Genomic DNA, 19,487 nt, shown 5'->3' with positions numbered 1-19,487 from the left:
TTCAGATTCCCTTCGTATCTCTTCGTCTGGTTCCTGTCTTTCTGTCAGTTACGTAGCGAACTACGCTCCTTCCATCAAGCATTTCCCATCCTTGATCTACTTGGGTCTCTTTGTAAAACAGTTAACCTAAAAGGTTTATGAATTCTTGACGTCTCGTTCAAACAGTTGTAACACCGATGAACAAAACTAATTTGAGTTGATTGATTATGATTTAGTTTTCAAAGAACCATGCCTACAGGATGTAGGTACCAGGCGTTGCCACAGGACGTGGCGTTCTAAGCGTGGTATCCATTACCTTCGCATTTTCAATTGGAAGAGGAATTCTTCCAAAACTGAACAAAAGATCCAAAGCGCTATATGACCCGAGGTCATACATCGACTAGAGTAAAAACTCCATAGAAAGGAGGTGATCCAGCCGCACCTTCCGATACGGCTACCTTGTTACGACTTCACCCCAATCATTTGTCCCACCTTAGGCGGCTGGCTCCAAAAGGTTACCTCACCGACTTCGGGTGTTACAAACTCTCGTGGTGTGACGGGCGGTGTGTACAAGACCCGGGAACGTATTCACCGCGGCATGCTGATCCGCGATTACTAGCAATTCCGGCTTCATGTAGGCGAGTTGCAGCCTACAATCCGAACTGAGAATGGCTTTATGGGATTGGCTCCACCTCGCGGTTTCGCTGCCCTTTGTACCATCCATTGTAGCACGTGTGTAGCCCAGGTCATAAGGGGCATGATGATTTGACGTCGTCCCCACCTTCCTCCGGTTTGTCACCGGCAGTCACCTTAGAGTGCCCAACTGAATGCTGGCAACTAAGATCAAGGGTTGCGCTCGTTGCGGGACTTAACCCAACATCTCACGACACGAGCTGACGACAACCATGCACCACCTGTCACTTTGCCCCCGAAGGGGAAGCTCTGTCTCCAGAGTGGTCAAAGGATGTCAAGACCTGGTAAGGTTCTTCGCGTTGCTTCGAATTAAACCACATGCTCCACTGCTTGTGCGGGTCCCCGTCAATTCCTTTGAGTTTCAGCCTTGCGGCCGTACTCCCCAGGCGGAGTGCTTAATGTGTTTACTTCGGCACTACGGGCATCGAAACCCCTAACACCTAGCACTCATCGTTTACGGCGTGGACTACCAGGGTATCTAATCCTGTTTGCTCCCCACGCTTTCGCGCCTCAGCGTCAGTTACAGACCAGAGAGTCGCCTTCGCCACTGGTGTTCCTCCACATATCTACGCATTTCACCGCTACACGTGGAATTCCACTCTCCTCTTCTGCACTCAAGCTTCCCAGTTTCCAATGGCCGCTCGGGGTTGAGCCCCGAGATTTCACATCAGACTTAAGAAGCCGCCTGCGCGCGCTTTACGCCCAATAATTCCGGACAACGCTTGCCACCTACGTATTACCGCGGCTGCTGGCACGTAGTTAGCCGTGGCTTTCTGGTGAGGTACCGTCAAGGTACCGGTAGTTACGCCGGTACTTGTTCTTCCCTCACAACAGAGCTTTACGACCCGAAGGCCTTCCTCACTCACGCGGCGTTGCTCCGTCAGACTTTCGTCCATTGCGGAAGATTCCCTACTGCTGCCTCCCGTAGGAGTCTGGGCCGTGTCTCAGTCCCAGTGTGGCCGATCACCCTCTCAGGTCGGCTACGCATCGTCGCCTTGGTAAGCCGTTACCTTACCAACTAGCTAATGCGCCGCAGGCCCATCCCTTAGTGACAGCTAGACGCCGTCTTTCAAAAGAGAATCAGGTGATTCTCTCTATTATCCCGTATTAGCTCCGGTTTCCCGGAGTTATCCCAGTCTAAGGGGCAGGTTACCTACGTGTTACTCACCCGTCCGCCGCTGACTTCCGGGAGCAAGCTCCCTTCTGTCCGCTCGACTTGCATGTATTAGGCACGCCGCCAGCGTTCGTCCTGAGCCAGGATCAAACTCTCCGTTAAAAGTGTTTACTTACACACGGATGTGTTGACTTCGACGTTGCAACATGGACGTTGCGATCTTAGTCGAAGATCCTAAGCTGTTGCACATTTTAAAGCTGTGTCTAACTTCATTGACGAGATACCTTGTATCTCTTTTTACGCTTGGCTTTTGTTCAGTTTTCAAAGAACTCGTTTGCGCCTCGATCTCTCTTGGCGACTCAATCAATATACCATTTTCTTGCGTATAAAGTCAACAACTTTTTTTAAATTATAATTAAGTTGTTTGCGCCTCTCTTAAGAGGACAAGTAATAATATATCATAGCAATACAAAATAAACAACTAAAATTTTAGTTGTTTAAAAGATTTTTTTATTCTATTGATTGTCCTTTATAAAATAAGTTGCTGAACCGCGACTAACAGGGCCATACCTGGTAATCCTAACAAAGCAACAACCGCTGTAGTTGTTAAATTAATTGGTACAAAAAGCCCTGTCATCGTCGTTAATGAATTAAATAAAAAGAGAAACAATGCCGCAATAATAAATTTCACACCTAATCGACCGATAAATCGAAATGGCTTAACTGAAGCACCTACTAACAACAATAAGATAACCAGCGCCCCCAGCAATAACAATATCCAATCTCCCAAACCCAACCCCTCCTCACCGATAGCTCGTCTTGCTTTACTATATGTATAGAGTCACCAATTAGAACTTTATTTTTTCTCAATAAAAAAACTCCTGCACAAACAGGAGCTTCTTTCTTTCTATTTTCGTTTCCGTTCATGGCGCACTCTAGCTTCTCTAAGTAAGAATGAGTACAACATTTCAGCACGCTGTACATCAAAGTGCATGTCCTCAGATGCATCTAAACTATGTTCTAGCAACCCTCGTTTGTAGTCCAATTGCTCTTTCATCGCATCGACATAGTAGTAGAGTCGTTGATCCTCTTCTTTTCGAAGAGCGCCTTTTTTTCGTTTTCCAATCATTTTATGTCCACCTACAACTCGCGTCGACCTTCTATTGCTTTTGATAGCGTAACTTCATCCGCGTATTCTAAGTCTCCACCAACAGGCAAGCCGTGCGCTAATCTAGTTACCTTTATACCAGTAGGCTTTATCAAGCGGGAAATATACATTGCCGTAGCCTCACCCTCAATTGTTGGGTTCGTTGCAATAATCACTTCTTCCACTTGACCATTTTCCTGTAACCTTTTAATGAGCTCAGCCACTTTAATGTCTTCCGGGCCAATTCCGTCCATTGGTGAAATTGATCCGTGAAGAACATGATACAAGCCAGTGTACTCCCTCATTTTCTCCATTGCAATTAAATCCCTCGATTCTTGAACAACACATATGGTTGTTTGATCTCGATGGGCATCATCACAAATTTGACACGGATCCGAATCCGTTATGCTATGACATACAGAACAATACGTTAAATCTCGCTTAGCGTGAACAAGTGCTTTTGCAAAATCTAACACATCGTCTTCCTTCATATCTAAAACATAGAAGGCTAAACGACTTGCTGTTTTTGGTCCAATTCCTGGCAAGCGCGAAAATCCTTCAATTAATTTAGCAATCGGTTTTGGATATTGCAATCAACTTGCCTCCTAGAACATTCCCGGAATATTTAGCCCTTTAGTGAATTTCCCCATATCTTGCTCAACCAGTTCATCAACTTGCTTCAACGCTTCATTTGTCGCAGCGACTACTAAATCCTGTAGCATTTCGATATCATCAGGATCAACAACATCTTCAGAGATCTTCACTTCTAAGATTCGTTTGTCACCAGATGCGACAACAGTCACCATTCCTCCACCAACTGTCGCTTCAACTGTTTTTTCTTTTAAATCTTCTTGTGCTTTTGCCATTTGCTTTTGCATTTTTTGCATTTGCTTCATCATATTACCCATGTTCTTCATAAAATCAGCTCCTTAAGAATCAATTACTTCTATTAAATCTTCACCAACAAGCTTTACAGCTTCCTCCATAAAAGGATCTTGTGGTTGGTCATTCTCTTTGTCTTTCATATAATCTGTTTTTACTTGTTCCCACTGTGATTGCAGCAATGTGGAAAAATCCGATCGTCCACCATATACTTGTTGAAGCACTTGGTTCAGAACATCACGAAACTTTGTATCCATCATATCACGATGCATTTCATTTTGAAACGCCAAGAGTATCTTTGAGGAAGACGCTGCTACGGGCTTACAATCGTTTAACCATGCATGAGCAGGTACACTTATCGTTTTTAATTGTTCTCTCACATTCGCCCATTTGCTAACGGTTTCTTGTAGCTCATTCTTATCAGCTGTGGCAACAATCTCTTTCACTTGAGCCGTAATCGTCGACTTACCTTTACCACCACTGGATCTCGGACGAGTTTGAGGTTTACGTTGTGGCGATTGTTGCTCTTCGGCTGCAATCGGTTGCCCTTGTTTCAGCTGTGTTTGCAACTTCTCTATTTGCTTTCTTAACTCTTCTACATCTTGGTTTTGTTGCGGAGCTAAAGGAGCATCTTCTATTTCCATCACATTAATGATCGCCATCTCCAAAATAATTTTTGGTTTCAATGCCCATTTTATTTCTTGCTGGCTACTCGTTAACTTTTGTATAATGCGATGCAGTTTCCGCACCTCATACTGCTTCGCTACAGAGACAAACGATTCTTCCACTTTCGCTCTTTCCAATAAGTGATTCGCTTCTGGGGCTGTCTTATATAGAAGTAAGTCTCTAAAATATAAAATCAAATCCTCTAGCAAACGTTTCGGATCTTTTCCATTCCTTAAAGTCTCATCAACTGTTTCAAGTGCTAATCTGGCGTTATCTTGGGACAAAGCACCTACTAGATTATTTAATGCCTCTCTTGAAACAGAGCCTGTTATGACAAGAACGTCTTTCACAGCTACACGGTCTCCTGAAAAAGAGATCGCTTGATCCAGCAAGCTCAACGCGTCCCTCATCCCACCGTCAGCTGCTTGTGCAATCAAATCAATTGCATCCTCATCATAAGCTTGACCATTATGATCAAGGATACGCTTCATGCGAGAGACTAATTCTTCATTCGTAATCGGCTTAAAATCAAACCGCTGACATCGGGATAGAATCGTTAGCGGAATTTTATGAGGTTCTGTTGTCGCCAAAATAAAAATAACGTGAGCAGGTGGTTCTTCTAGCGTTTTCAAAAGGGCATTAAAAGCACCTGTGGAAAGCATATGAACTTCATCTATAATGTAGACTTTGTAGTCCGTTTCTGTTGGTGCGTATTTAACTTTTTCCCGGATATCACGAATTTCATCAACACCGTTGTTTGAGGCAGCATCAATCTCCATAACATCGATAATAGAACCATTCGTAATTCCAATACAACGACTACACTCATTGCACGGCTCAGCAACAGGTGCATGCTCGCAATTAATTGCTTTGGCAATAATTTTCGCCGCACTTGTTTTTCCTGTCCCTCTTGGACCGGAAAACAAATAAGCATGAGCCATTTTTTGTTGAAGTAACGCATTTTGCAATGTCTTCGTAATATGAATCTGACCTACTACATCTTCTAGCAGTTGAGGCCTCCATACACGATAAAGGGCTTGATAGCTCATGTACTCATCCAACCTTTCAGAGTCATGCCTTTATTATATCGTTTCCTTCTAAACGAATAAAGCGCTGGTCATCTTTTTATCTAAAAAACAGTAGAAAAAAAGCCCGCCATTTCTAGCGAGCTTCTGGTTATTCTATAATTAAATACCGTGCACCTTTTTTCGATAACAACTTCATAAGCGTTACCTAAGCAGTTAGCTCGATCCAGGCACCTCTGCGGCACACGAAAGGATCCACTTACTGCTGCTTCCTTCCGGACCTGACAGGGTTCATGGGTTTCCGTTGCGCAGAACCCAAACGTCAACACCACTTACTTAGGGCAGTCCTTACAAAGCCGAAACCTCAAAAAGGAATTCAACCTCGCTACAGCGGATTGCGAGTTACAGGGCACCGCTACCTCCCCGTCTAGCACGGCAAAGTGTAAACATCGTTTATTGCACTAGTAAAATAGCGCAACTCTAAGTATACGTGATTCATGTCAAAAACGCAATGTTTTACTGTTCAAATTCTTTTTTTGACTGTTTCTTTTTCATACGAATCGCTTTAAAAAAAGTGGATAACAGTTGACCACTCTCTTCTGCCAAGACACCACTTTTTACTTCACAGCGATGATTAAAGCGCGGCTCTTCTAATAAGTTCATTAATGTACCAGCACAGCCAGCTTTATAATCAGATGCGCCAAACACCACTTTGGGTATTCGTGCCTGAACAATAGCTCCTGCACACATAGGACAAGGTTCTAGCGTTACATACAAAGTGCATTCCTCTAGACGCCAGGTATCTAACACATTACATGCTTTCTGAATAGCCAAAATTTCTGCATGAGCCGTCGCAAGCTGATCCGTTTCCCTTAAATTAAATGCTGACGCAATTACTTTATTATCTTTTACAACAACAGCACCAATTGGGACTTCATCATATACAAGTGCTTGTTTTGCTTCTATTAGCGCATATTCCATCCACTCTTCATCACTTTGAATGACCACGTTTTCAGCCCCTCTATAGATACAAAAAAACGACCACTCATCTAGGGTCGTGTACATGTTATAAGAAAAATGGCGGAGGAAGAGGGATTCGAACCCCCGCGGGCTTTAACACCCCTGTCGGTTTTCAAGACCGATCCCTTCAGCCGGACTTGGGTATTCCTCCGTATCAACTGACAAAGACAACTATATCAGAAAGTAATAGAACAATCAACATTATTTTTTCTTAACTAATTTAAATAATCTCACTTACTTATCTTGTTCTACAGAAAAAAAGTCAATCACCACAATTGTAGCGATCAACTTTTCGATTTGCTTAATTTGAGAAGTACGTTCGGTGTAAATTATAACCACCTTGTGGAGAAATCACAAAGTCATGAACGTTATCACGCATAACATTTAAATAGTTTGTGTACGTTGTAAACACAACTGGAGCATCATCAACAATAATTTGTTGTGCTTCACTATAAAGTTCTTGACGCTTTTCTTCATCAATCTCAACTGCAGCTTCTTCAATTAAACGATCTACATCAGGATTCGAGTAGAAAGAACGGTTTCCACTTGCAGCGGAACTCTCTGAATGGAATAATGGCGCAAGTGCATAATCAGCTTCCGCTGTTGCTGAGCTCCAGCCAAGGATATACATTTCATGGTTTCCGTTTGCTGTATCTTCAAGGTACGTCGGGAAATCTGATGCATTCATCGTAGCAGTAATTCCGATTTCTTCAAGCGCACTAATCATATAGTTTGCCATACGCACACGAGTATCAGAATCGTTTGTACGAATCTCTACTTCTAAGTTTTCAACACCAGCTTCTTCAAGAAGTTCTTTTGCAGCCTCTGGGTCAAACTCAATTGATTCAATGTTTTCATCATGTCCATCTACACGAGGAGGCACAGGAGCTGATGCAACTCGTCCGTAACCATCCATTAGATCATTAAGGATTGTTTCTTTGTTAATCGCCATTGCAATAGCACGACGAACATCCGGATTATCAAATGGTTCTATTTCCGTATTGAAACCATAGTAAGAAGCAGAAATACTTTCTGTTTCAATTAAAGAAGCATCGCTCATTGCCTCGATTTGAGGAATTGATGTAGAGTCAACCGGCTCGGCAAAATGAGCGTCTCCTCTTTCAACTTCTGATACACGTGTAGTTAATTCTGGAACTACACGGAAAGTTACGCTATCTAAATAAGTCTCTTCATCCCAATAATCTTCATTACGAGTCATAACAATGTCATCACTACCTGCAACACCAGACTCATATTTGAAATAACCAGTTCCAACTGGATTAGCATTTACAGCAGTATAAGGCTGCTCTCCATCTTCCATTGCTGCGTAGTCTTCTTCAATAACAGCCGGACTAATCATAAAACCACCGTTATGAGCAAAGCTGTAAAGAAGCGGAGCAAATGGCTCTTCTGTAAAAAATTCAATTTCATAGTCATTAATGACATTTATTTCAGATATTTCATCAAATAAAAATGCTCGTTGTGATCCGACAGCTTCATCTGTAATACGTTCAATATTGGCTTTAACTGCGTCAGCATTGAAAGGCTCGCCATCATGGAAAGTAACGCCCTCACGTAACTTAAACCAAATTTTATTATCTTCAACCTCATAATCTTCTGCTAATTGTGGTTGTAACTCTAAGTTATCATCAAAATCTAATAACCCTTCAAACATTTGCTCTTGAACTTGACCTGACGGAACGTCGTTAACTTGATGCGGATCAAGACCACTTGCATGGGACTGCATAACTAAGACAAAATCCCCACCTTCTTGAGGCTCACCTGAGTCACTTCCTCCATCGGTAGCACCTTGTCCACCATCGTCGTTTGGCTCGCTTGTACATGCGGAGAGTCCAATAGCTAAAGCTAGTGCAGAAACTCCATATAGAGTACTTTTGTATTTCTTCAATTCTTTTTCCCCCTTTGTTTTGGCTATTACGTGTAAAACTAGCCTAATTTTATACTATAGTCTTAGATTCAGCAATCAAAAAAATAGACTTTTTTACAATTTATCAAAAAACTCTAGTTTTCTTCCTATATTACTATCTCAATATAAAAAAATTATTTACATTACACAAACATTCTCATCCAGGTGGACAAGTGTTTTTAACAGAATTATAAGACATATCAATTTCATGACTACTATATATTGAAGGTTTTTCCAATTTAACAGTTATACATAAAATTTCCTTTGCAACTTATCTTTTAATCCACTAAACTATTATCCTAAGAATACTATTTTCTGATTGTTTCCAACGCTCAACTTTGTATATAATTAAAGAATGCGGGCAATAAACTCAGAAAGACGATTTTGAAAGGAAAGGAAGTTGTAGATGACGCAGAACACTTCAGTCCAAGAAACTAAGTCAGAAAACACCAAAAGTCCTTTTATACGAAATTGGACGGACTTTTTAAAGAGACTTCTGACGAACAAATCAGCAATTACCGGTGGAAGTCTTATTTTAATATTAGCGATTATTGCGATAGTCGGTCCGCACTTCGCACCAGAAGGTATTAATGAACACACTTATGAAAACAGATTAATGGGACCATCGGCTGAGAATTGGTTTGGAACCGATCAGTATGGAAGAGATATCTTTTCAAGAATACTTCACGGTATGAGCACGACCTTTGTCATAGGTTTTGCTTCAGTAGCACTCGCAGGTTCCGTTGGAGTAGCGATTGGTGTTATATCTGGTTATTATGGTGGAAGACTTGATGCATTTATTATGAGAATTATGGATGTGCTTCTTGCTTTCCCTGGAATCATTTTAGCACTTGCTATTGTTGCAACTTTAGGCGCGGGGATTGAAAACATTATTTTAGCAATTGCCATCAGTTCATTTCCTGTTTTCGCTAGAATCGCACGTGGTTCTACGTTATCTGTTAGAAAATTAGAATACATTGATGCTGTTCGAGCCTTAGGCGCTAGTGATGGTAGAATTATTTTTAAACACATATTACCTAATACACTATCACCCATAATTGTACAAACAACCTTATCTATTGCTACTGGTGTTCTAGCTGCTGCTGGACTATCTTTCTTAGGATTAGGTGCACCTGAACCATCTCCTGAATGGGGTTCAATGTTAAACGATGGTCGAAACTATATGTACCAAGCACCACATATGACATATGCACCAGGGATAGCAATTGTTCTTTTTGTAATTGCATTCAACGTTTTTGGTGATGGTCTTCGTGATGCTTTAGATCCTAAGTTAAAACGATAGAAAAGAGGTGTCATTTTGTTTAAATTTCTTGTACGAAGACTTATACAACTAATTCCTGTTTTATTAGGTGTAACGATACTTGTTTTTAGTTTAATGCATTTTATTCCGGGTGATCCCGCTCAAGTTCTTGCTGGTGAGAATGCCACACAACAACAAATTGATGTTATTACTGAGCGACTAGGATTAGATGACCCATTGCCTGTTCAATACTTTAATTATATGGCGAACTTAATTCAACTTGATTTTGGTAACTCTATTACCACAGGGCAAGATGTTGGATCGATGATGTTTCCGAGGCTAGCAATTACCATGGAATTGGCAATCTATAGTACAATTTTAAGTATTTTTCTTGGCTTAGTTGCTGGTATACTCTCAGCCACTAAAAGGGGGACATTTACAGATTCAGCAATTATGGTTATTGCGATGTTCGGTATGTCTATGCCAAATTTTTGGCTTGGTTTACTACTTATTCAGTGGTTCGCACTTGGTAATATACCAATTATCCAGAATTTCTTTGACACTGGTTGGTTTAGAGCATCTGGTTGGGGAAATTTTGATCAATTGATTTTACCAGTTGCCATGCTTGGAATTTCTGGAGCAGCCATTATTGCGCGAATGACTCGTTCAAGCATGCTTGAAGTTATTAATCAAGATTACATTCGTACCGCCCGTGCAAAAGGAGTTAAAGAACGTTACGTTATTTATCAACACGCTTTAAAAAATGCATTGATTCCTGTTATTACTGTAGTAGGATTAAGTTTTGGTGGACTACTTGGTGGTGCCGTACTTGCGGAAACTGTCTTTGCTATTGATGGTATGGGGAGAATGATTTTTGAAGCCATAACTCGTAGAGATTTCCCAGTCATGCAGGGTGGAATTTTAATTGCTTCATTATGTTTTGTTCTTGTAAACCTTCTAGTTGACATTGCCTATCGATTTGTAAATAAACGTGTTGAAGTAGAATAAATGATTTTTTAAGGAAAGGTGTGGAACGATTGGCTAACGATACAATACTTGAAGTTCAAGATCTTCGGACGTCGTTTTTCACTAAAGAAATGGAAGTTAAAGCCGTTGACGGCGTTACATTCTCTGTAGAAAAAGGGAAAACAATTGGGATAGTTGGAGAATCTGGATCTGGTAAGAGTATTACCTCTCTATCAATTTTAAATCTCCTCTCTTCTCCAGGAAAAATCGTTGACGGTAAAATTCTTTTCAAAGGTGAAGATTTAACGAAGAAATCATCTGCTCAAATGCGAAAAGTTAGAGGAAATGAAATCTCAATGATTTTCCAAGAGCCTATGACATCATTAAACCCTACTTTTACTGTAGGGAGACAGATCAGTGAGTCCTACCAAATTCATCAAAAACTATCAAAAAAAGAAGCTAGAAGACGTTCAATTGATATGCTAAAACTAGTTGGTATACCGTCTCCAGAAAAAAGAATTGATCAATATCCCTTCGAACTTTCCGGAGGAATGCGACAACGAGTCATGATTGCTATTGCGCTCGCTTGTAACCCTGAGCTGTTGATAGCTGATGAACCGACCACAGCGTTAGACGTTACAATTCAAGCACAAATACTAGAGTTAATTCGTGAACTACAAAACAACTTGGGCATGGCTGTAATTATGATTACACACGATTTAGGTGTTGTTGCTGAAACATGCGATAATGTAGCAGTGATGTACGGTGGACAAGTTGTCGAATATGCACCTATTAATGACTTATTTAAGAACCCAAGGCACCCTTATACAGTTGGTTTAATGAATTCTTTACCTAAACACGATCAAGATGTGGAAGGTGATTTGACAATTATTAAGGGAACGGTACCTGCTCCAGCTGATATGCCGGAAGGTTGTCGCTTCGCACCACGTTGTCCGTTTGCAACTGAGATCTGTAAAGAACTTCCTGAATTGAAAACAGAAGAAGATGGCAGACAAGTACGGTGCTGGATTTATACTGACCAGTGGGATGGCCCGGAGGTGAATGTTCATGCAGAATACGTTACTCAAAGTAACTAATTTAAAACAATACTTTCCGATAAAAGGTGGTTTCTTAGGAAGAACTGTTAATCATGTCAAAGCCGTTGACGATGTTTCTTTTGAAATAGAAGAAGGCGAAACAGTATCGATTGTAGGAGAGTCTGGTTGTGGGAAATCAACAACAGGTCGTGCCATTCTGCGTTTAGATGAGCCCACCGAAGGTTCAGTTGAATTTCAAGGCGAAGATATCCTCTCATTAAGTAGAGGTGAAATGCGTAAGAAACGCGATGATATGCAGATCATTTTTCAAGATCCTTATGCATCCATTAACCCGCGTCAAACAGTTAGACAAGTCTTATCAGAAGCTCTAACAATCCAAAAAATTGCACCTCCTAAAGAACATGATGGCATTATTCGTGAACTAATGAAAACCGTTGGCTTAGGTGAACACCAAATTGATCGCTTCCCACATGAATTTAGTGGTGGTCAGCGCCAGCGTGTTGGGATTGCACGTGCACTTGCAGTTAATCCAAAATTAATAATCTGTGACGAAGCTGTATCGGCACTTGACGTGTCGATTCAAGCACAGGTTATCAATTTACTTAAAAAGCTACAAAGAGAACGCAAATTAACATATCTATTTATCTCACATGACCTTGGCGTCGTCCGCCATATTTCTGATCGAGTTATTGTTATGTACCTTGGAAAAATTGTTGAGATGGGTGATAAAAAATCTGTTTTTGATAATCCGCAGCACCCTTATACAAAAGCATTGTTATCAGCAATTCCTAGTACTGATCCAAATATAAAAAAAGAGCGTATCATTCTTAAGGGAGATGTCCCTTCTCCGATTGATCCTCCAAACGGCTGTCGTTTCCACACACGTTGTCCATTTGCTACTGACAAGTGTCGTACAGAAAATCCTGATCTTCGCACAACTGAGGATATGAAGGAAGGGCATAAAGGGGCTTGCCATTACATGGAAGAAATTACATCCGGTAAAATGCAGCCAGCTTACTCTTAAAATAATTTTATCTCTAAAAGCAAAAACAGCGCATTGAGTGCGCTGTTTTTGCTTGCTTATTTATCAGTTTAGACAATAATACTAGAGAGGTTTTATGGGCAAACACCGCCTACACATATTGGGCGAATTTCACCAGCATAAATACCTATGTAATTACTTCCAGATCGTCGCACCATTTGTAATTGAATATGTCCACCATATCCACCGGAACTATAGTAAATTGTTTGAGGTGGATAGCTAGAGAATGTTCTCTGGATATTCGAAACAATTCTTGAGCCTTGAATTGATACATCTTGAGCAGAAACTGTGTTCCCAGGACTAGCAACATTGGAAGTCGAAGCTTGCGCTTCTGATGTAAACCCAATAGAAAGTAAAATAACAACTGCAAATAATAACTTCTTCATAATAAATTCACCTCCTTTTCTACTTGATAATATCATAAATTAGTTTAAATTAACACAAAACAAATAATATTTAGTTAAGAAATATTATTTCATACTCTCTTTTTAACAAAAAAGCTGTTCTCTGATAAGGTTCCCTCTACCATCATGGAACAGCTAACTCGTTTTTTTATAACACTTTACTCAAAAAAGCCTTCGTCCGTTCGTGCTGTGTTTCATCAAATAGTTGTTGGGGTGTGCCTTCTTCTACAATCTTCCCGTCATCCATAAAGAATACTCGATCTCCTACTTCTCTTGCAAAACCCATCTCATGCGTCACAACGACCATCGTCATTCCTTCTAAAGCCAGTTCCTTCATGACACCGAGAACATCACCAACAAGCTCTGGATCAAGTGCTGATGTAGGCTCATCAAATAACATCACTTTTGGATTCATGGAGAGCGCACGTGCAATTGCTACTCGCTGCTTTTGACCGCCAGACAGGCTTGCAGGATAAGCATCCGCTTTGTCACTTAAACCCACTTTTTCAAGCAAGGCCAATGCCACATCAATCGCTTCTTCTTTTCTTGCATTTTTCACTTTTAGCGGAGCAAGTGTAATATTTTCTAAAACGGTCTTGTGGGGGAATAAGTTGAAATGCTGGAACACCATCCCTACTTCTTGACGAATCCGATTTAAATCTGTGCGCGGGTCAGCGATATTCTCCTTTTCAATATATACTTCTCCAGAGGTAATTTCCTCAAGCCGGTTTAAACAGCGCAAAAAGGTACTCTTCCCTGATCCTGATGGACCAATCACACATACAACTTCCTTTTCATGAATTGTCGTTGAAATCCCTTTTAGCACTTCATTTTTCCCGAAGCTTTTATATAAATTCTTTACAGTAATCATTAGTGGTCAAGTCTCCGTTCTATATAACGTAATAAAATAGAAGCTGGTATCGTTATGGCTAAGTAAAATAAACAAACGAGTAAGTATGTATCAAAATAAGACGCAGAAATTCCGGTATAGGTTCTACTTTGATACATCAGATCTGCAACGGCAATCGTTGATAAGAGCGATGTATCTTTTAAACTGATGACAAATTGATTCCCAAAAGGAGGAATCATTACCTTTACTGCCTGTGGCCATACAATATGCCGCATCGTCTGCGTTCCTGTTAAGCCTAAAGAACGCCCTGCTTCCATCTGTCCCTTATCAATAGATTGTATCGCTCCACGGACAATTTCGGCAATATATGCGCCTGAATTAATCGCAATAACAAAAATTCCTGTGTATAATGGATCAAATCTGACACCAAAAATACCAGGGATCCCGAAGTGAATAAAGAAGATTTGTGCTAATAGCGGTGTACCTCGAATAACTTCTACAAAAACCACTGCAACAGCTTTTATCAGCTTGAAGCGAGAAAGTTTCATAAGACCTACTAAGGAACCAATAATGCTTCCAAAAAACACCCCGACTAGCGTAATAATAATTGTTAACTTTAACCCTTCTACTAAAAATGGAAAGGCACCAAAATCAAAATCCATTCTACCTCTTCCTTTCAATTAAGAAAGTTGCTCACCTTGTTGTATGAGCAACTCAATTTCAATTACATTCCTTCAGGTCTTTCTCCAAAATAGGTTTCGTAAATATCTCCGTAGGTGCCATTTTCCATCAACGTCGCTAATGCTTCATTGACATCGTCAACCAAATCAGACCCTTTTGGAAAAGCAATCCCGTAATCTTCACCTGTTAACAAATCACCCACAATCTTCATTGAGCCTTCTCCTTGCTGTTGGATGAAATATTGTACGTTCGGCATATCATAAAGTGCCGCATCAACGTGACCAGCAATTAATGCTTGATAGGCTTCTGTAATTTCTGGATACGCATCAACTTCTGCATCTGTTTGTTCGTCAAGATACGTTTGACTTGTGGAAGATAGTCTAGTGGAAACTTTATGATCACTAGTGAGATCATCAATGGACTGAATTGTATCATCGTCCTGCGCAACGGCTAACACTAGACCTGACTCGTAATATGGATCAGAAAAATCAATATTCTGCTTGCGTTCTTCTGTGATGCTCATGCCGTTTATGGCTGCATCATAGGATCCTTGTTCAATTCCTGACAATGCACCACTAAAATCCATTTGATGAAAATTCACTTCGAATCCCGATTCCTCTGCAATCGCTTCCATCAATTCAATGTCAAAACCGGTTAACTCATTTGTTTCTAAATCAATAAATTCAAATGGAACAAAATTGTTATCTGTCGCAATATCATATGTAACGACTTCCGTATTTTCATCATTCGCTGTTGAATTTGTTTCTCCGCTCGATGTTTCATCACTTCCACAGGCTGCTAATACGAGAACTGCTCCTGCAACCGTTACTGTTCCGACTATTTTTTTCATAGTTGTTCTCCTTTTTGTTCTTTTCTGTTTATTCTCATTAGTTTAACATGTTCTGTTCATAAAGACAAAAACCAAACGAGACGATATTTTATCATGGTAACGCCTATAACAGCCTATAAAGAAACAAGCTTTCTCATCCACACATTAAGCACCATTTCCACCTATATGCAAAAAAGGATTGAAGGCTATTTCCTTCAATCCATATAGTGTCATCTAAGCAAGCTTAAAGCAAATCACTTTCTCTTCAGTCATTTCATGTATCGAAAATTTCACACCTTCTCGCCCGACACCTGATTGTTTTGTACCGCCAAAAGGCATTGCATCAATGCGAAAGTCCGTACTATCGTTAATCATCACACCGCCAACGTGAAGCTGTTTAATCAGGGTAAACGCTCGCTGTAGGTCTTTCGTAAAAAGACCAGCTTGTAAACCGTAGTCTGTTTGATTCGCTCTTTCTACTGCTTCCGTAAGGGTTCGGAAAGAATAAAGCAAAACAACAGGGCCAAATACTTCTTCTCTTCCTAAATGACAATCTTCTGGAACATTTTCAAGCACAGTTGGCTCATAAAAAGCCCCGTCTCGTTTGCCCCCTGTAAGAATGGTTGCACCTGTCCGCTCTGCGTCTTCCACCATAAAAGCCACACGCTTTGCTTCTTTTTCATTGATTAACGGCCCCATACTCGTTGATTCATCAAGCTTTGGACCAAGCTGATATCGCTTCGTCTCTTTCACAAACTGATCTTTAAACTCTTTATAAATGGATTCATCAATATAAATCCGCTGCACACCGATGCAGTTCTGTCCTGCAGCCCAAAAAGCACCACTTACACATGCAGGTATAGCTTCTTCGAGTGAAGCATCCTCCAGTACGATAACAGGAGAATTTGAACCAAGTTCCATGCTTTTCTTTTTTAATCCTGCTTGATTGGCAATCTTTAATCCAGCTTCCATCCCACCTGTAAATGAAATCATTCGCACATCTGGATGGGTCATTAAGACATCACCTATCTCAGACCCTACACCTGTAATAACAGAAAGAATGCCTTTTGGCAGTTCTGCATAATCGAATGCTTCTGCTAGAAAGAGAGCACTAAGAGGGGTTGCCGTTGATGGTTTTAAAACAATTGCGTTCCCAGAAGCAATTGCAGGACCAACTTTATGGGCAACTAAATTTAATGGATCGTTGAATGGCGTAATCGCCCCAATAATGCCTAACGGGACTCGTTCATAATAGCCAAATCGACCAACTCCTCCTTCAGATTGGTCAAACGGAATGGTTTCACCTGTTACTCTTCGCGCTTCCTCTGCCGATAACCGCAACGTCTCTACACATCGACCTGCTTCTTTTCTTGCTTCTGTAATCGTCTTACTACCCTCCAGAGCAATCGTTCTAGCGTAGGCTTCTTTATGTGCCGACACATAATCAGCCGCTTTATTTAAGATATCCATTCGCTTATACACAGGTAAAAGAGCAGATACTTGAGCACCTTTCTTTGCTAGCTCCACTGCTTCTTCCATGTCTTTTCGGGAGGCACGTGGAACGACTGCAAGTAAGTCATCATCTTCTGGATTACGCACCTCCAGTACACGTTCCCGTTCAACCCAATCACCTGCAACAAACATTTTCTGACGCTTCAAATCTACCTTCATAGGAATAACCTCCTAATGTATCATCGTCGTATTTGATTGGCTTTGCACGTGCAGATGGCAGTAAATTAAATCAATTAAAAGAGCATACCCGGTTTCACTTTTCCCTGCTCCGGCTCCTGTTAACGTAATATCACCAGACATATTACATGAATACGTAATGGCATTTGTTGCACCGCCAATGCTTGCTAAAGGATGCGTAAGAGGAATTTCGACGGGCTTCACAGATGCGTGTATCTCACCATTTGCTCCTTCTTCCACTGTACCGAGCATCTTCCAACAAGTCTGCTTTTCGTTAGACATTAAGATAGCCTCTTGAGTTAAGGTATTTAAACCTTGTCGCTCAACTTGTTCTACAGTAATATCTTTACCCATAATAGCATTTGCGAGAATAACGACTTTGTACATGGCATCGTAGCCTTCAACATCACTCGTTGGATCTGCCTCTGCATATCCTTTTTCTTGTGCTTCCTTTAAGGCACTTTCATATGAACAGCCTTGTTCCATTTGTGTAATCATGTAATTGGTTGTGCCGTTTAAAATTCCACTAATCTTCGTAATTTTATTTCCAATTAATGTTGTCTTCGGAAGTCGTAATGACGGCGTTCCGCTCATAACAGTTCCCTCATAGCCAAGAAACACGTTGTTTTCTTTTGCTAGACTCTCAAGCTCTTTTAATGCAAGAGCAATGGGGCCTTTATTCGTCATCACAACGCTTTTTTTGTGTTGAAATGCTGTTTTACAGTGGGTGATAGCTGGCTCTCCTGTTTTTACATTTGTATAAGTAGCTTCAACGACGACATCTGCGTTGCTTTCAATAATGGTTGCAATGGCATCAAGATCACGAATTAAACCTTTTGAATGAGGGTAATCCTCAAGGGAACCTGTTGTTTCCAATGTATGAAGGAGTAGCTCTAAATCAAGGCCATTCGGATCATAGAGAGAACCTTTCTTAAAATCAGATATGGCAACGACCATTGGATCAAAGCCAACCTCTTCTTTCGCCTTCCCACAATTATGAATAAGATGCTCCACGAGCCCTTGCCCGACTACTCCAAATCCGAGTAATGCTAATTTAAGCTTCATTGTCAATTCCCCCTTGTAATGCAGCCAACGCCATTGAAGCTAACAAAGTTGCCCCCTTTTTCAGACATGCTTCATCAATTTGAAAAAGCGGCGTGTGTAAATCATATTGACCATGCTCGGGTTTACACCCTAAAAAGAACATAGCAGATCGCGTTTTTTCCGCTGTATGGGCAAAATCTTCACTCCCCATACCATAGGGAGCTTCCACAATCCGATCGTCTGGATAAAGCTTTTTAGCCGTTTCCACGATTACATCAACAGCCTCATCGTTATTTACGAGAGCTGGCTCACCAGAGTCAATTAGGCAAGTGCCTTCTCCACCGAATACATTTGCTAATGTAAAAGCTTTTTTTATTTCCTCAATTAAGTCGTTTCGTGTAGCTGCCGAGTAACAACGTACGGTTCCTTCCACATATACCTCAGACGGAATCACATTATTAGCCCTTCCACCTTGAATAATGCCTATACTTAATACAGCTGCATCTAACGGAGAAATAAACCTGCTTTGTAAGCTGTATAATGTAGGCAAAATTTGAGACAGCAACCAGACAGGATCCGTTCCTAAGTGAGGATAAGCACCATGTCCACCGGTTCCTTTTATTGTCCCTTTAAACACGTCTAAGCTACCCATAGCTGGTCCTTTGTAAACTTGAATGGCATCCGGCGTGAGCCACGGACACATATGGAGAGCAAACGCCATATCAACATCGTCATACACACCTTCTTTTACTAAATACAACCCACCTGATGTATTCGTTTCATCCGTCGATTCTTCTGCTGGTTGGAACACAAATTTAATTGTACCTGTTCTTGATTTATGGTTGAATTGTTCTGCAAGCAACGTTGCGGCGCCAAGTAAAATGGCCGTGTGAGCATCATGGCCACACGCATGCATTACCCCAGGATGTTCGCTAGAAAAGGAGACATCTGCCTCCTCTTTAATTGGCAATGCGTCCATGTCGGCACGCAATGCAATCGTTGGTCCAACACCATTTGATAATGTTCCTACGACCCCATAACCAACGTTTGACTCAAAAACGGTCATTCCCGGTATGCTTTCTAGCTGTTTTTTGACGAAAGCAGAGGTTTCTTTTTCTTGAAAGCTACACTCAGGATATCGATGCAAATGGCGACGCCATTCAATAAGCTGCTCTTCTATTTTAAGAGCATAATCTTTTAACACTTCCAC

Annotated in this window: 18 protein-coding genes, 1 tRNA gene, 1 rRNA gene and 1 other RNA gene; 4 read left to right on the top strand and 17 right to left on the bottom strand. The window is 41.0% G+C overall.

Annotation, left to right across the window (positions count from 1 at the left end; all coding sequences use genetic code 11):
• Window positions 1-399: 399 nt before the first annotated feature.
• From FPV17_RS00195 to FPV17_RS00150, 10 genes are all read right to left on the bottom strand, one after another.
• Window positions 400-1,948: ribosomal RNA gene (locus tag FPV17_RS00195) — 16S ribosomal RNA — on the bottom strand.
• 367 nt (window positions 1,949-2,315) lie between these two features.
• Complete coding sequence (locus FPV17_RS00190; protein WP_035397834.1) at window positions 2,316-2,576, bottom strand: pro-sigmaK processing inhibitor BofA family protein; 261 nt, start codon at window positions 2,574-2,576, stop codon at window positions 2,316-2,318.
• Window positions 2,577-2,693: 117 nt separating this feature from the next.
• Window positions 2,694-2,915, bottom strand: coding sequence for a YaaL family protein (locus FPV17_RS00185; RefSeq protein ID WP_035397837.1), 222 nt, complete (start codon window positions 2,913-2,915; stop codon window positions 2,694-2,696).
• A gap of 11 nt (window positions 2,916-2,926) precedes the next feature.
• A complete protein-coding gene (gene recR, locus FPV17_RS00180; RefSeq protein WP_035397839.1) occupies window positions 2,927-3,526 on the bottom strand; it encodes a recombination mediator RecR in 600 nt (199 codons plus the stop codon).
• 12 nt (window positions 3,527-3,538) lie between these two features.
• Window positions 3,539-3,850 carry a YbaB/EbfC family nucleoid-associated protein gene (locus tag FPV17_RS00175; protein WP_035397842.1) on the bottom strand — a complete coding sequence of 104 codons (312 nt, stop codon included), beginning with the start codon at window positions 3,848-3,850 and terminating at the stop codon, window positions 3,539-3,541.
• 12 nt (window positions 3,851-3,862) lie between these two features.
• Window positions 3,863-5,530: a DNA polymerase III subunit gamma/tau gene (dnaX, locus tag FPV17_RS00170; RefSeq protein WP_144557371.1), complete on the bottom strand. Its 1,668-nt coding sequence runs from the start codon at window positions 5,528-5,530 to the stop codon at window positions 3,863-3,865.
• A 145-nt stretch (window positions 5,531-5,675) separates the two neighbouring features.
• Window positions 5,676-5,942: signal recognition particle sRNA large type (gene ffs / locus FPV17_RS00165), an RNA gene on the bottom strand.
• An 80-nt stretch (window positions 5,943-6,022) separates the two neighbouring features.
• Entirely contained in the window at window positions 6,023-6,508 is a 486-nt protein-coding gene (gene tadA / locus FPV17_RS00160; protein WP_246117177.1) for a tRNA adenosine(34) deaminase TadA, read from the bottom strand.
• 76 nt (window positions 6,509-6,584) lie between these two features.
• Window positions 6,585-6,677: transfer RNA gene (locus FPV17_RS00155), tRNA-Ser, on the bottom strand.
• Window positions 6,678-6,827: 150 nt separating this feature from the next.
• Window positions 6,828-8,435, bottom strand: coding sequence for a glutathione ABC transporter substrate-binding protein (locus FPV17_RS00150; RefSeq protein WP_144557369.1), 1,608 nt, complete (start codon window positions 8,433-8,435; stop codon window positions 6,828-6,830).
• A 424-nt stretch (window positions 8,436-8,859) separates the two neighbouring features.
• Here FPV17_RS00150 and FPV17_RS00145 point away from each other — a divergent pair, with 424 nt between their 5' ends.
• The 4 genes from FPV17_RS00145 (at window position 8,860) to FPV17_RS00130 (ending at window position 12,762) form a co-directional block, all read left to right on the top strand.
• Window positions 8,860-9,756, top strand: a complete 897-nt coding sequence (locus FPV17_RS00145) for an ABC transporter permease (RefSeq protein WP_144557367.1) — start codon at window positions 8,860-8,862, stop codon at window positions 9,754-9,756.
• Window positions 9,757-9,771: 15 nt separating this feature from the next.
• Window positions 9,772-10,722 carry an ABC transporter permease gene (locus FPV17_RS00140; protein WP_144557365.1) on the top strand — a complete coding sequence of 317 codons (951 nt, stop codon included), beginning with the start codon at window positions 9,772-9,774 and terminating at the stop codon, window positions 10,720-10,722.
• A gap of 89 nt (window positions 10,723-10,811) precedes the next feature.
• Window positions 10,812-11,777 (top strand): ABC transporter ATP-binding protein, encoded by a 966-nt coding sequence (locus FPV17_RS00135; RefSeq protein ID WP_186370787.1) that lies wholly within the window; start codon window positions 10,812-10,814, stop codon window positions 11,775-11,777.
• Window positions 11,749-12,762: an ABC transporter ATP-binding protein gene (locus FPV17_RS00130; protein WP_144557361.1), complete on the top strand. Its 1,014-nt coding sequence runs from the start codon at window positions 11,749-11,751 to the stop codon at window positions 12,760-12,762. Before FPV17_RS00135 ends, FPV17_RS00130 begins: the two co-directional genes overlap by 29 nt.
• A gap of 92 nt (window positions 12,763-12,854) precedes the next feature.
• On the opposite strand, the gene FPV17_RS00125 is transcribed toward FPV17_RS00130, so the two are convergent.
• The 7 genes from FPV17_RS00125 to FPV17_RS00095 all read right to left on the bottom strand — a co-directional run bounded on the left by FPV17_RS00125 (window position 12,855) and on the right by FPV17_RS00095 (window position 19,487).
• The gene (locus tag FPV17_RS00125) at window positions 12,855-13,166 is read right to left on the bottom strand and encodes a hypothetical protein (protein WP_144557359.1); all 312 of its coding nucleotides are present in this window, start codon (window positions 13,164-13,166) and stop codon (window positions 12,855-12,857) included.
• A gap of 166 nt (window positions 13,167-13,332) precedes the next feature.
• On the bottom strand, window positions 13,333-14,055 hold the full coding sequence (locus FPV17_RS00120; RefSeq protein ID WP_035397848.1) for an amino acid ABC transporter ATP-binding protein: 723 nt from the start codon (window positions 14,053-14,055) through the stop codon (window positions 13,333-13,335).
• Window positions 14,055-14,696 (bottom strand): amino acid ABC transporter permease, encoded by a 642-nt coding sequence (locus FPV17_RS00115; protein ID WP_035397851.1) that lies wholly within the window; start codon window positions 14,694-14,696, stop codon window positions 14,055-14,057. Before FPV17_RS00115 ends, FPV17_RS00120 begins: the two co-directional genes overlap by 1 nt.
• Window positions 14,697-14,758: 62 nt before the next feature.
• The gene (locus tag FPV17_RS00110; RefSeq protein ID WP_035397853.1) at window positions 14,759-15,565 is read right to left on the bottom strand and encodes a transporter substrate-binding domain-containing protein; all 807 of its coding nucleotides are present in this window, start codon (window positions 15,563-15,565) and stop codon (window positions 14,759-14,761) included.
• A gap of 213 nt (window positions 15,566-15,778) precedes the next feature.
• Entirely contained in the window at window positions 15,779-17,215 is a 1,437-nt protein-coding gene (locus FPV17_RS00105; RefSeq protein ID WP_144557357.1) for an aldehyde dehydrogenase family protein, read from the bottom strand.
• A 12-nt stretch (window positions 17,216-17,227) separates the two neighbouring features.
• On the bottom strand, window positions 17,228-18,298 hold the full coding sequence (locus tag FPV17_RS00100) for a homoserine dehydrogenase (protein WP_144557355.1): 1,071 nt from the start codon (window positions 18,296-18,298) through the stop codon (window positions 17,228-17,230).
• Window positions 18,288-19,487, bottom strand: a complete 1,200-nt coding sequence (locus FPV17_RS00095; protein WP_052008239.1) for a M20 metallopeptidase family protein — start codon at window positions 19,485-19,487, stop codon at window positions 18,288-18,290. Before FPV17_RS00095 ends, FPV17_RS00100 begins: the two co-directional genes overlap by 11 nt.

The organism is Shouchella miscanthi (assembly GCF_007725405.1).
Taxonomy (GTDB): Bacteria; Bacillota; Bacilli; order Bacillales; family Bacillaceae_D; genus Shouchella; species Shouchella hunanensis.
This window is presented reverse-complemented; position numbering and strand designations above follow the sequence as displayed.